Source organism: Cryobacterium sp. AP23 (assembly GCF_054075385.1).
This window is the reverse complement of sequence record NZ_CM133415.1, coordinates 4,160,887-4,174,346: the sequence shown is the minus strand read 5'-3', so window position 1 is coordinate 4,174,346 and position 13,460 is coordinate 4,160,887. Positions and strand designations below refer to the sequence as shown.

General features: G+C 68.4%; 11 protein-coding genes. 3 read left to right on the top strand and 8 right to left on the bottom strand.

Features of this window, described 5'->3' with window-relative positions:
• Positions 1-42 precede the first annotated feature (42 nt).
• Positions 43-546 (top strand): glutathione peroxidase, encoded by a 504-nt coding sequence (locus ACU5E9_RS19610; protein WP_456811555.1) that lies wholly within the window; start codon positions 43-45, stop codon positions 544-546.
• 20 nt (positions 547-566) lie between these two features.
• On the opposite strand, the gene ACU5E9_RS19605 is transcribed toward ACU5E9_RS19610, so the two are convergent.
• Positions 567-1,898 (bottom strand): MFS transporter, encoded by a 1,332-nt coding sequence (locus tag ACU5E9_RS19605; protein WP_456811554.1) that lies wholly within the window; start codon positions 1,896-1,898, stop codon positions 567-569.
• A gap of 165 nt (positions 1,899-2,063) precedes the next feature.
• Entirely contained in the window at positions 2,064-2,726 is a 663-nt protein-coding gene (locus tag ACU5E9_RS19600; RefSeq protein ID WP_456811553.1) for a VOC family protein, read from the bottom strand.
• 138 nt (positions 2,727-2,864) lie between these two features.
• Between ACU5E9_RS19600 and ACU5E9_RS19595 the strand changes: the two genes are divergently transcribed.
• Positions 2,865-3,341, top strand: coding sequence for an Lrp/AsnC family transcriptional regulator (locus ACU5E9_RS19595; protein ID WP_456811552.1), 477 nt, complete (start codon positions 2,865-2,867; stop codon positions 3,339-3,341).
• 119 nt (positions 3,342-3,460) lie between these two features.
• Here the strand turns inward: ACU5E9_RS19595 and ACU5E9_RS19590 are convergent, their stop codons facing one another.
• From ACU5E9_RS19590 to ACU5E9_RS19565, 6 genes are all read right to left on the bottom strand, one after another.
• The gene (locus tag ACU5E9_RS19590) at positions 3,461-5,749 is read right to left on the bottom strand and encodes a polyribonucleotide nucleotidyltransferase (RefSeq protein WP_456811551.1); all 2,289 of its coding nucleotides are present in this window, start codon (positions 5,747-5,749) and stop codon (positions 3,461-3,463) included.
• A 263-nt stretch (positions 5,750-6,012) separates the two neighbouring features.
• Positions 6,013-7,080, bottom strand: coding sequence for an iron-sulfur cluster-binding protein (locus tag ACU5E9_RS19585; RefSeq protein ID WP_456811550.1), 1,068 nt, complete (start codon positions 7,078-7,080; stop codon positions 6,013-6,015).
• Positions 7,077-8,069, bottom strand: coding sequence for a dihydroorotate dehydrogenase (locus tag ACU5E9_RS19580; RefSeq protein ID WP_456811549.1), 993 nt, complete (start codon positions 8,067-8,069; stop codon positions 7,077-7,079). Before ACU5E9_RS19580 ends, ACU5E9_RS19585 begins: the two co-directional genes overlap by 4 nt.
• 251 nt (positions 8,070-8,320) lie before the next feature.
• The gene (locus ACU5E9_RS19575) at positions 8,321-8,962 is read right to left on the bottom strand and encodes an FMN reductase (RefSeq protein ID WP_456811548.1); all 642 of its coding nucleotides are present in this window, start codon (positions 8,960-8,962) and stop codon (positions 8,321-8,323) included.
• 2 nt (positions 8,963-8,964) lie between these two features.
• Positions 8,965-10,161: an LLM class flavin-dependent oxidoreductase gene (locus ACU5E9_RS19570; RefSeq protein ID WP_456811547.1), complete on the bottom strand. Its 1,197-nt coding sequence runs from the start codon at positions 10,159-10,161 to the stop codon at positions 8,965-8,967.
• A gap of 63 nt (positions 10,162-10,224) precedes the next feature.
• On the bottom strand, positions 10,225-11,421 hold the full coding sequence (locus ACU5E9_RS19565; RefSeq protein WP_456811546.1) for an ROK family protein: 1,197 nt from the start codon (positions 11,419-11,421) through the stop codon (positions 10,225-10,227).
• Positions 11,422-11,660: 239 nt separating this feature from the next.
• Here ACU5E9_RS19565 and ACU5E9_RS19560 point away from each other — a divergent pair, with 239 nt between their 5' ends.
• The gene (locus ACU5E9_RS19560; protein WP_456811545.1) at positions 11,661-13,349 is read left to right on the top strand and encodes a glycoside hydrolase family 13 protein; all 1,689 of its coding nucleotides are present in this window, start codon (positions 11,661-11,663) and stop codon (positions 13,347-13,349) included.
• Positions 13,350-13,460 lie beyond the last annotated feature (111 nt).

The following is a 13,460-nucleotide window of genomic DNA, read 5'->3' as shown; positions in this document are numbered from 1 at the left end:
GAGCGCATCCGGTTATCAGGGTCCAGGAGTAGTCTTTTCGGCATGTCAGCCTCCCCGCTCTACGACATCCCCCTCACCCTCATCGACGGCACCGCCACCACGTTCGGCCAGTTCGCCGGCAAGACGGTGCTGGTGGTCAATGTGGCCTCGAAATGCGGTTTCACCCCGCAGTACGCCGGGTTGGAGGCCCTGTACCGCCGGTTCGCCGACGACGGCCTGGTGGTGCTGGGCTTGCCGTGCAACCAGTTCATGGGCGAGGAACCCGGCACCGAGGACGACATCCAGCAGTTCTGCGAACTGAACTTCGGGGTCGCGTTCCCGCTCACCGCGAAGATCGACGTGCGCGGCAAGAACCAGCATCCGCTCTACGCCGAATTGACGACGTTCAAGAAGGGCCTGCTGCCCGGGCTGATCAAGTGGAACTTCGAGAAGTTCCTGGTGAATGCCGACGGTGTCATCGTCGACCGGTTCGCCTCCACCGTGGAGCCGGAGTCGGACCAGCTGGTGGCCGCGATCGAACACGCTCTCGCACCCGCCGTGGCCTGACCGGCTTCAGCGTCCCCGGCTCACCGCACTTTCTTGATCGGCAGGATCACCAGGGCACCGACCAGGGCCGCCGCACCGGCAACCCACAGCACGAGGGTGAAATTGGGGTAGGCACCCACGTAGGCCAGGACGCCGGTGATCACCGGAGCGAGGGTCTGGGGCAGCGCGTTGGCGATGTTGAACACCCCCAGGTCCTTCCCGGCGTCGTCCGGGTTCGGAAGGACGTCGACGACGAGGGCGAGGTCGACCCCGACGTAGATGCCATACGCCATGCCCATGAAGGCTTCCAGGACGTAGAACGCGCCCACCGTGTCGACCAGGCTCAACGCGACGGTGCCCGCCGCGAACAGCGCCGTCGCCCCCCACACGAACACCTTGCGGCGGCCGAGCTTGTCGGAGAGCCAGCCGGCGACGTATCCGCTGACGATCAACGCGGCGGTGTAGATCAGCACGCTCGTGGAGATCACCGCCGCCACATCCTCCGTAGGGATCTCGAGATGCAGATTGATGTAGAAGAAGCGCAGCGTCGTGAACATGAAACTCGCGAGGGTGATCAGGAATCGCGACCACCAGGCCAGGGCGTAGTCCGGGAACCTCACCGGGCTCACCCAGAACGTCTCCCACCAGTCCCGGAGGTCCATCGGGGACGGCCGCTCCGGCAGCACCTGGTCATTCAGCACGAAGGCGAACATGACCATGGCCCCGATCGCCAGGATGGACGGCACGACGAACATGATCACCAGCTGGCTCTGGAAGAACTGGGCGACGTACACGCCGCCGAGGATGCCCACGTTCTGCGCGATACCGAGGGCGGCCGTGATTTTGCCGCGCTGGAACTTCGGCACCTGGTCGGAGAGGGTCGCGATGAACGGGGCGAGCGTCATGTTCGCTCCCAGCTGCGCCAGCGCCCAGCCCACCGTGGCCCACAGCAGGTCGGGAGCCAGGGCCATGAGCACGAACGCGCCCGTCATGATCACAGTGCCCGCCACGATCCAGATCCGGCGGCGGCCCCACCTCGATGTGGTCCGGTCCGAGAGGCGGCCGAACATCACGTTCGCGACGGTGGCGAACAGCGCACCGACGCCGCCGAGTACCGCAGCAGCCGCGATGGCACCGTTCTCCGGCAGCGCCCCCGCCGCCACGAGATCCGTGATCTTCAGACCGATGCCGACGACCGCCGGCCCCAGCAGTGCGACGAAGAACACGAACTGGGCGATGAGCAGCCAGAGCACATAGTTCTTCGGCGCCGGCTCCGTTGGTTCCTTGAACCAATGGTGCTCGTGGTGACCGATGGTCTTCGTGGCCGAGGTCATACCCGAGGGCATACCCGCGGCCGAGCCGCTGACTGACATACCTGCCTCCTTTGCCACGGATCCACCAAGGGACGCCGAACCGAAGAGGGGGTCAGCACTGTCCACCCTTGTCGAGGAAAACTCTGCCCGTTAATGTGTCCAGGCACAAGCACACCCGCCACATCCGTGGCGCGCGTAAGGGGAGGGCGCACGGACGGTGACGGGTCAGGCGTCCCAGCTGCAGACGCAGAGCTCGTTGCCTTCCGGGTCGGCGAGCACCCACCAGTCCGGCGCGTGCTCGTCGGTGAGCAGCACTCCCCCGACATCGATGATGTCCTGCACCCGGTCGGCGCAGTCCGCGACGGGCACGTACACGTCGAGGTGGATGCGGTTGCGTTCGGTGCGCTGGATCTCCATGTGCTGGAACCACACGCGCGGCCCCGTCCCGCGGGGATCGAGCAGTTCGAGGTCGTCGGCCGGGCCGGATTCGACGTAGCCGAGGCCGACCCGCCAGAACGGCCGCACGGCCGCCTCGTCGCTGCAGTCGATGGCCACGTCGGTCCGGGAGGGCGGCACGCGGGTCGCCGTGGCCGTCTGCTCCGCGGCCAGTTCCTGGATGCGCAGGGCCAGGTTGAGGTCGCGTGTGGTGACTCCGCCGGCATCGTGGGAACTCAGCGTGAACCCGACCTCGTCGAAGCCCAGTGTCACGTCCGGATGGTGGTTCAGCGCGTCGGCCTCGGCGGCGACAGCGTCGACGAGGCGCACGCCGGCGGCGAAATTGCGGGTGCGGTAGCTGGCGTACAGGGCACCCTCGAGGTGGATGAAGTCTCCCCCGGCGAGGACCGAGTGGGTCTGGGCGGGAGTCAGGGTCTCTCGGGTGTCGTCCATCCGTCCACTCTTCACCGCCGACCGAGCCGGGTCAACCCTGGGCGCGGGCGTGAGGTTTCCCTCCTGCACACCTCTGCCCCGTAACAGTGCGCAAAGTGCCCTGTTCGGGGCACATCTGTCGTGCTACCGTCAGGCAGTATGCACCGTCTGGATAAGGTCGACCTCCAGCTCCTCCTGGCCCTGTGCGCCGACCCGCACAGCAGCTTCGTGGGCCTCGCCCACACCCTCGGGCTCTCCCGGAATACCGTTCAGGCGCGGATGACCCGGCTCGAGGAGTCGCGCGTCTTCCTGGACTTCGACCGGCGCATCAGCCTGGCCGCCCTGGGCTATCCGCTGACCGCGTTCATCGAGGTGCACATCGAGCAAAAGCGGGCGGCGGAGATCATCGCCGAACTCACCCTGATCCCGGAGATCGTGCAGGCACACGGCATGAGCGGCGCGGCGGACCTCCTGGTGCGGGTCGCCTGCGCCGATGCGGAGGATCTCTTCCGGATCGACCGCACCATCCTGGCCTGCGACGGGGTTCAGCGCACCGAGACGTCCCTCGCGATGGGTGAGCTCATCCCGTTCCGGGCCACACCGCTGATCGAACGCGGCGTGCTGCCCCGGTCCTGACCGGTCCGGCATCCGGTGCGGCATCCGTTCGCGGGCGCAAAAAACCCGCCCTGCCGAAGCAGGACGGGTTTTCCGTCTTACCGACGCACCTGGCGAGAGGTGGTCGGCAGAACTAGCGACTAACCTTCGGCCGGAGCTTCGGGTCCCTCGGATGCAGCGTCACGACCGTGCGTGTCGGCTTCATCGGCGAGGACCGGGGCGAGCGAAAGCTTGCCACGGTCGTCAATCTTGGTGATCTCAACGAGGACCTTCTGGCCCACGCCGAGGACGTCTTCGACGTTCTCCACGCGCTTGCCGCCGGCGAGCTTGCGCACCTCAGAGATGTGCAGCAGGCCGTCCTTGCCCGGGAGGAGCGAGACGAAGGCGCCGAAAGCGGCGATCTTCACGACAGTTCCGAGGAACTGCTCGCCAACCTCGGGGTTGGTGGGGTTCGCGACGGAGTTGACCATGGCGCGAGCGGCCTCGGCCGAGGGACCATCGACAGCGCCGATGTACACGGTGCCGTCTTCCTCGATCGAGATGTCGGCTCCGGTCTCGTCCTGGATCGAGTTGATCATCTTGCCCTTCGGGCCGATGAGCTCGCCGATCTTGTCGACGGGGATCTGCACGCTGATCACGCGGGGCGCGGTCGGTGCCATCTCGTCGGGCTTGTCGATCGCGGCGTTCAGCACGGCGAGGATCGTCGCACGGGCATCCTTCGCCTGCGTCAGCGCGCCGGCCAGGACCGACGCGGGAATGCCGTCGAGCTTGGTGTCGAGCTGGATCGCGGTGACGAACTCAGCGGTACCGGCAACCTTGAAGTCCATGTCGCCGAGGGCGTCTTCGGCACCGAGGATGTCGGTCAGAGCCGCGTAGCGGGTCTTGCCGTCGACGGTGTCGGAGATGAGGCCCATGGCGATGCCGGCGACCGGGGCGCGCAGCGGCACTCCGGCGTTCAGCAGCGACAGGGTCGAGGCGCAGACGGAACCCATCGAGGTGGAACCGTTGGAGCTGAGCGCCTCGGAGACCTGACGGATGGCGTAGGGGAATTCCTCACGGCTGGGCAGCACGGGAACCAGGGCACGCTCAGCGAGCGCTCCGTGGCCGATCTCGCGACGCTTGGGCGTGCCGACCCGACCGGTTTCACCGGTGGAGTAGGGCGGGAAGTTGTAGTTGTGCATGTAACGCTTCTTGGTGACCGGGCTCAGGGAGTCGATCGTCTGCTCGAGCTTGAGCATGTTCAGCGTGGTGACACCCAGGATCTGGGTCTCGCCGCGCTGGAAGATAGCGGAACCGTGCACGCGCGGGATGACCGCGACCTCGGCGTCGAGCGGGCGGATGTCGGCCAGGCCGCGTCCGTCCATGCGAACGCCCTCGTTGAGCACGCGCGAGCGTACGACGAGCTTGGTGACGGACTTGTACGCCGCGCCGACCTGGTTGTTGGCGGTGGCGGGCAGTTCGCCGGCTTCGACCTTGGCCGCGATGGCGGTCTTGACGGATGCCTTGAGCACGTCGTCAGCATCCTGACGGGCGATCTTGTCGGCGATCACGTAGACGTCCTTGAGGCCGTCGTACGCCAGGGCTGCGACAGCGTCGTAGACCTCGGTGGTGTACGGCGGGAACAGCGGGTAGTTGCCGGTGGGCTTGGAGGCCGCGGCGGCCACCTGCTGCTGGGCGACGATGAGCTGCTTGATGAACGGCTTGGACGCCTCGATGCCCTCGGCGATGACCTCTTCGTTCGGCTTGATGGCGCCGCCCTGGATCAAGGTCCAGGCGTTGTCGGTCGCTTCGGCCTCGATCATCATGATCGCGACGTCTTCGCTGCCATCGGCATCCGTCACAACGCGGCCGGCGACGACCATGCTGAACACGGCCTCTTCAACCTGCGAGTGCTTCGGGAAGGCGACCCACTGGCCGGAGCCGTTGTCGTCGGGGATGAGGGCGACGCGGACGCCACCGATCGGGCCGGAGAACGGCAGGCCGGCGATCTGGGTCGACATGGACGCGGCGTTGATGGCCAGCACGTCGTAGTACTCGTCGGGCGCGATGGCCAGAACGGTCACGACAACCTGGATCTCGTTGCGCAGGCCGTCGACGAACGACGGGCGCAGCGGCCGGTCGATCAGACGGCAGGTGAGGATCGCTTCGGTCGACGGGCGACCTTCGCGGCGGAAGAAGCTGCCCGGGATGCGGCCAGCGGCGTACATGCGCTCTTCGACGTCGATCGTCAGCGGGAAGAAGTCGAAGTTGTCCTTCGGCTGCTTGCTGGCGCTCGTGGCGGAGAGAAGCATGGTCTCTTCGTCGATGTAGGCAGCGGCTGAGCCCTGTGCCTGCTGGGCGAGACGCCCGGTTTCGAAACGGATGGTGCGCTTGCCGTACTTGCCGTTGTCAATAACGGTTTCGGCGAACGTGATTTCTGGACCCTCCATATGGGGGTTCTCTCCTTTGTTTAGACTCGTTTGCCCGTGTGGCGCGCGAGTGGGACATCGGAGCAGGAACAGGCAGAACAAGCTGCCGAACATGTGTTGGGCGCTAGCGTTGCTGGCCACCAGTAGAAATTCACCAACGGGGCTGCGTTATTCACGCGCTGTGCGTTGGGAAACCACCACCGAGGACCAGCGTCCTGCCAGTCTGCTCCGGGTACTGCGGGCGGATCCGAAGATCCACCGGAACAAGCCTAGCAGAACAGGGGTTAAACGACAGGGATGCGGGCGTCGAAGACGGGTCCGTCGGCGCAGACCAGCGGCCCTTCCACGCTCGGATCGGTGCGCACCGGGGCGGCGCAGCCGTGGCAGTAGCCCAGGCCGCAGGCCATGTGCGCCTCGAGGGACGCCTGCACCGGCACGCCCCAGTGGGCGCCGAGTTCGGCGGCGAGCCGGGCGAGCACGCCGGCGCCGCAGACCATGACCACGTCGGGGCGGGCCCGCTCTGGCGAGCTGCCGTCGAAATGGGCGCGCAGCCGGGCGGCGAGGGTCGCCAGGTCGCTGGAACCGTCCTGGTCGGTGGCCTCGATGACGCGTACGCCCAGTTCGGCGCAGTCGTTGCGGCCCAGCAGCTGGCTGGGGCGTTGGCCGCTGAGCACCATGGTGGTGCGGATGCCGGCGACTCGGGCGTCCTCGGCGGCGCCCATCACGCCGCAGACTCCGACCCCGCGGCCGATCAGCAGGACCGAGCGGGTGGCGACAGGGAATTCGAAGCCACGGCCGAGCGGTCCGGTGAGCTGCAGGATGCCGCCCACGGGCACGGCGGCGAGGGCGCGGGTGCCGCGGCCGACGATGCCGTAGATCAGCTCGACGGTGCCCGTTTGGTCGGCTGTCGCCGGATAGCGACGGTGGATGGCCATGGGCCGGGGCAGCAGGATGCGGTCACCCTCATGCGGCAGCACGGTGACCATGAGGAACTGGCCGGCCTGAGCGGTCCGGGCGATGGTGTCACTGGCCAGGACCAGCCGGCGGTAGCGCTCCCCCACCGGTTCGTGCACCAGAACCTCGGCGTCGTCCCACACCGGTTGCGGCCGGGCCACGGCCGAGCGCGGCCGCACCGACACCAGCCCGTCGAGCGCCCGCTCATCCGCTTCGGCAAACGCGCGCGCCCGTGCGGCCGCCGCCCGCCGAGCCGAGTACTCGGCTGTCGCCGGCCTGGGACCGTCGCCGCCTCGCTGGTCGAGCTTGTCGAGACCTGGTGAGACATCTCGCCGGGTCTCGACAAGCTCGACCAGCGGGTGGTTGCGTTCGGAAGCCACGTTCACGTCGGCGCTCATCGCGCCGACTCCAGCTCGAGCAGCTCGCGGATACTGCCGACCCCGGCCTCGAGACAGCGCTGCCGCAGCCCCCGGGCCACCTCCACCGCGGCGAAGGGCCGCGCGAAACTCGCGGTGCCCACCTGAACGGCACTGGCGCCCACCGAGAAGTAGTCCAGCGCATCCTCGACGGTTTCGACGCCACCGCAGGCGATCACCGGGATCTGCACCGCCCGCGCTGCCAACCAGACCAGCCGCAGCACGATCGGCTTGATCGATGGGCCGGACAACCCGCCGATGACGTTGCCGAGGATGGGGCGGCGGGTACGGGCATCCAGCGGCATCGCCGGGATCGAATTGGCCACGCACACGGCGTCGGCGCCGGCCTCTTCGGCCGCCCGCGCGCAGGCGGCGATGGACGCCACCAGCACCGGCAGCTTCACGATGATCGGCTTGTCGGTGACGAGGCGCACGGCGGCGACGACCTCACGGATGGCGGCCGGGTCCGAGCCGATATCGGTGCCGTCGCGGTCGAGGTTGGGGCACGACACGTTGAGCTCGTAGCCGGCGCCGTGCTCGCCAAGCGCCGCGACGACGGGGGCATATTCGCTGATTCGGTGCCCGCCGACGCTGATGATGGTGGGCGCATCCAACGCCGCATAGCGGGGGTGCAGCTCGGCCAGGTAACCGGCCGGTCCGTGACTGGGGATGCCGACGCTGTTGACCATGCCGGCGGGGAGCTCGGTCAGCCGGTGCACGGGGTTGCCGCCGCGGGCCGAGCCGAAGACGGTCTTGGTGACGGTGGCGCCGAGTTCGGCGACCGGGATGAGCGCGCCGAGCTCCGGGCCGAAGCAGCCGGATGCGGGCATCACCGGGGTGTGCAGGGTAAGGCTGCCGATGCGCACCGCGAGGTCGACAGCGTGGCCGGGTGTATCGCGGTGGTCAGGAGCGGCGGCGAAGAACGCAGCGCGGGCATCCGGAAAAACGGTGCCGTCGAGGAGGGCGACCATGAGTGGACCTGTCTGTCTGCGCGGTTGTCACGGCTGCCGTCTCTGCGGAAGCACTATCTCCAGCGCACTGCGTTTCAGTCTGCCGTGCGCTCCACGCCCTCATCAGAGCCGAAAGTCCCGGCACGGTCTCGCGGCCTCCTCTGCGGGACGCAGGAATCCCGCGGGCACGTCACGGGCACGCGAAAGCGGCCGGGTGGTCACCTCAGCGAACTGAGGTGACCACACGACCGCTTTCGTGGAATCGGCCGGGGTTAGCGGGGCGGGAACATTCCGGAGGGGTTGAAATCGGCGGGCAGTTCGAACGGGTCGCGCACCCGGGTGGAGCGATCGGAGCGGGCGACCAGGGCCGAGAGCTCCCCCGCCGCGCGTTCGATGCGGGCCGGCAGGGTCTGCACCCGGCTGTCGACCCGGCCGCCGTCGCCGGTGCCCCAGTCCTCCGAGGCGGCGAACACCGACGTGGGCACCACCACGGCGTGCAGGTAGGTGAACATCGGGCGCAACGCGTAGTCCAGGGCCAGCGAGTGCCGCGCCGTGCCCGCGGTCGCGCCGATCAGCACGGGCTGGTCGGTGAGGCTGCGGTTGTCGATCACGTCGAAGAACGTCTTGAAAAGGCCGCTGTAGCTGGTGGTGAAGATCGGGGTGACGGCGATCAGGCCGTCGGCCGCGGTGACGGCCTCGATCATCTCTTCCAGCCGCGGGTTGGCGAACCCGGTGAGCATGTTGTTCATGATGTCCTGCGCGTAGTCGCGCAGCTCGTAGGTCACCACGTTGGTGGTGATGCCCTCGTCGGCCAGCCGCGCCACGGTGGCCGTGGCGAGCTTGTCGGCGAGCAGCCGGGTGGAGGAGGGCTGGCTGAGCCCGGCGGAGACGACCGCCAGCGTGCGCTCGGTCATCTCTACGCTCCGGTCTTGCCGGCGCCGGCCAGGCCGAACGCGGCGCCGTTCGCACGGCGGTGCGGCGCGATCGCGGCCGAGGTGTCGAGGTCGTCGCGCACGGCGGACGCGGCGGCAACCGGCGCCGAGGCGGCGGCGAGCACCAGGGATTCGTGCGTGGGGCCATCCGGCACGTCGGCCGGGCGGTTCTTCGCGAACTCCTTGCGGAGCACGGGCACGACCTCTTCGCCGAGGATGTCGAGCTGCTCGAGCACGGTCTTCAGCGGCAGGCCGGCGTGGTCCATCAGCCAGAGCTGACGCTGGTAGTCGCCGACATAGTCCCGGAATCCGAGGGTGCGGTCGATGACTTCCTGCGGGCTGCCGACGGTGAGCGGGGTCTGCGAGGTGAACTCCTCCATGCTCGGGCCGTTGCCGTACACCGGGGCGTTGTCGAAGTACGGGCGGAAGTCGCGCTTGGCGTCCTGCGAGTTCTTGCTCATGAAGACCTGGCCGCCGAGCCCGACGATCGCCTGCGCGGCGGTGCCGTGGCCGTAGTGCTCGAACCGGTTGCGGTAGTACTTGACCATCTTCGCGGTGTGCGAGGCGGGCCAGAAGATGTGGTTCGAGAAGAAACCGTCGCCGTAGTACGCGGCCTGTTCGGCGATTTCGGGGCTGCGGATGCTGCCGTGCCAGACGAACGGCGGGACGCCGTCGAGCGGGCGCGGGGTGGACTGGAAGCCCTGCAGCGGGGTGCGGAACTGGCCTTCCCAGTCGACGAAGTCCTCGCGCCACAGGCGGCGGAGCAGCGCGTAGTTCTCCAGCGCCAGCGGGATGCCCTGGCGGATGTCCTGGCCGAACCACGGATAGACCGGGCCGGTGTTGCCACGGCCCAGGGTGAGGTCGACGCGACCGTCGGCCACGTGCTGCAGCATCGCGAAGTCCTCGGCGATCTTCACCGGGTCGCTCGTGGTGATCAGCGTGGTGGCGGTGGAGAGGATGATCCGCTCGGTCTTGGCCGCGATGTACCCGAGCATGGTCGTCGGTGACGACGGCACGAAGGGCGGGTTGTGGTGCTCGCCGGCGGCGAAGACGTCGAGACCGACCTCTTCCGCCTTCTGGGCAATGGTGAGCATGGCTTTGATGCGCTCGTGCTCGGTGGGGGTCTGCCCCGTGGTGGGATCGGTGGTCAGATCGCCGACTGTGAAGATTCCGAACTGCATTTTCAGCCTCCAGGATTCAATGCGTTTGCATGTATGTGGGTGTCAACGGCAGTCGGGGCGATCTTATTCCCGCGAAGCTGACGGCTGCGGCCAGCCGGTGTCCCGGGGCTCCGGGCCGAGGGTGAGGCGTGCGAGGGTCTGCTGGATCGCGACCGCCGCCGCTCCCCTGGCCCAGGACGAGACGCCGCCGTCATTGATGCTGAACCGCAGGGGCGTGGCCTCCGGGTCGCGGCCGTCGCGGGCGGTGCCGATGATCTCGTCCGACACGATGTTCCAGAGCCCGATGCCCTCGCCGGAGAGCACGATGGTGTCGACCATGGCGATGTTCGTGATGAGCGCCACCAGCCGGCCGAGCGCCCGGCCGGAGGCCTGCAGCACCGCCAGCGCGGCCGGGTCGCCGGATTCGGCGAGCGCCAGCGCCTCGCCGTAGCCGACGTCGCGCCCGAGCGCGCGCCCGACAGCCGACTGGATGGCCGACTCGGTGAGCATGGCGTTGGAGCAGCCCTGGTGCCCGGCTTCGCAGAGGGGCCCGTCCGGGTCGAGCGGCACGTGGCCACCGAGGCCGAGGCCGCTGTTGACGGTCGTGATGATCTGGTCGTTGATGACGAGGCCGTAGCCCACCCCGATCCCGATGGTGAGGACCGCGAAACTGGACGTCTCCCGTCCGGCGCCGAACCATTGCTCGGCGGCTGCGAGGCCCGCGACGTCGTTCTCCACCAACACCTGGATGCCCAGGCTCGCCTCCAGTGCGGACGCCAGGTCCACCTCCCGCCAACCCAGGAACGGCGCCCGGGTGACCACACGGGATCCGGTGACGTTGCCGCCGACGGAGACGCCGACCGCGGCAACCGGGTCGGCCTCGGCCAGCTCCCGCACCAGCGCCACCAGCTGTTCCACCACGGCATCCGGGTCGCGGCTCGTGATCGGGCGGTGCGCGGCGGCGAGTTCGGTGGTGCGCAGGTCGGTGAGCACACCGAACGCGTCATCGCCGGTGAGCTTGATGCCGACGAACCGGCGGCCGTCCATCCGGACGTCCAGGGGCCGGGTGGGGCGGCCGACACCACCGTTGGCGTCGTCGCTCACCTCGACGAAGAGGCCGCGTTCGAAAAACGGCCGGCTCAGCCGGGTGAGGCTGGCCGCGGACAGACCCAGGCGGCGGCCGAGTTCGCTGCGGGAGACGGGCCCGTGCATGAGGACGGCCCGAGCCAGGGCCATGGCCGATTCACTGATCGGCGCGGCGGCCTCCGTACTGCCGTGCATGGGCGTTCGCCTTCCCGCGCCTCAGCGAGCCGCCCCTCATCCTGACATAGACACCGCAGCCACGTCACCGGGGTGGGCGCGGGCGGGCCGGCGTGACCCACTGTGACGCACCGGTCGCCATGGTGCGGCCCGTGGAGGTGCCGCTAGGTTGGGGGGCACGATTCATTCCGCGTGGACATCACGCGCAACGGCCGGCCCGCACACGCATCCGGGTCGGCGCCCTACAGGGAGGCCCGCTCGTGACCGATCAGAACCCCACCGAGCCCACCATCGAGCCGGCGCCCTGGTGGACCACCGCCGTGGTCTACCAGGTGTATCCGCGCTCGTTCGCGGACTCGAACGGTGACGGCATCGGCGACCTCGGCGGGGTGCGCGGCAAGCTGGACTACCTGGTCGAACTCGGCGTCGACGCCATCTGGTTGTCCCCGGTCTACCCGTCACCGCAGCACGACAACGGCTACGACATCCGCGACTACCAGGACATCGACCCCGTGTTCGGCAGCCTCGACGAGTTCGACCTGCTGCTGGCCGAGGCCCACGAGCGCGGCATCAAGATCGTGATGGACCTGGTGGTGAACCACACCAGCGACGAGCATCCGTGGTTCGTCGAGTCGCGCTCGTCGCGAGACAACCCCAAGCGCGACTGGTACTGGTGGCGGCAGCCCGGGGCGACCGGCGCGGAGCCGAACGGCTGGGGCAGCGCGTTCAGCGGGCCCGCCTGGACCCTCGACGAGACAACCGGTGAGTACTACCTGCACCTGTTCGCAAAGCAGCAGCCCGACCTCAATTGGGAGAACCCCGAGGTGCGCCAGGCCGTCTACACGATGATGAACTGGTGGCTGGACCGCGGCGTCGACGGGTTCCGGATGGACGTGATCAACTTCATCGCCAAGCAGGTGGAACTGGTCAGCGGCCCGGCGGCCTCCACCGGTGGCGGCTCCCCCATGGGCGCCCAGATTCACGACTACCTGCAGGAGATGCACCGCGCGGTGTTCGCCGGCCGCACCGGGCAGCACCTGACCGTGGGCGAGATGCCCGGCGTGAGCATCGACGATGCCGTGCTGTTCACGGATGCGGCGCGCGCCGAGGTCGACATGATCTTCCAGTTCGAGCACGTCTCGCTCGACCAGGGCACCCACAAGTTCGACCCGCTGCCGCGCAGCCTCGTGCCGCTCAAGCACAGCCTGGCGCGCTGGCAGGACGGCCTGGCCGAGACCGGCTGGAACAGCCTCTACCTGAACAACCACGACCAGCCCCGGCTGGTGTCGCGGTTCGGCAACGACACCGGGTTCCGGTACGAGTCCGCGACGCTGTGGGCGCTGGTGCTGCACCTGCACCGCGGCACGCCCTATATCTACCAGGGTGAAGAGATCGGCATGACGAACGTGCGGTTCGAGAGCATCGAGCACTACCGCGACATCGAATCGCTCAACCACTACCGCGAGGCCGTTGAGCAGTTCGACCAGTCACCGGCGAGCGTGCTGGCCGGTGTGCACGCCATGGGCCGGGACAACGCCCGCACCCCCATGCAGTGGGACGGCACCGCCCACGCCGGGTTCAGCACCGGCACCCCCTGGCTGGCGGCGAACCCGAACTACACCGAGATCAATGTGGAGGCCGACCGGGCCGCCTCGCACAGCGTCTTTCGTTTCTACCAGCGGTTGATCGCCCTGCGACACGAGAACCCGGCGGTGGCGCTCGGCCGGTTCGAGCTGATCGAACCCGACCACGAACAGCTGTACGCGTTCACCCGCACGCTGGATGAGCAGACTTTGCTGGTGCTGGCGAACGCCTCGGATGAGCCGTTGACGGTGCAGGGCGAATGGCTGCCCGACGACATCTCGGGTGCCGAGCTGCTGCTGGGCAACTACCCCGGCGACGGCTCAGCGGCGCTGCGCCCGTGGGAGGCGCGCCTGTACCGGCTCTAAGCCGGGCGCAGGGCCGCGACGCGTGAACCCGACCCGTTGACCGGCCTCCGAATCTGGGCGTACGCTGACCGCGAAGCTCGGATCGGCTTCGACCTGGGCTCCGGCTAGATC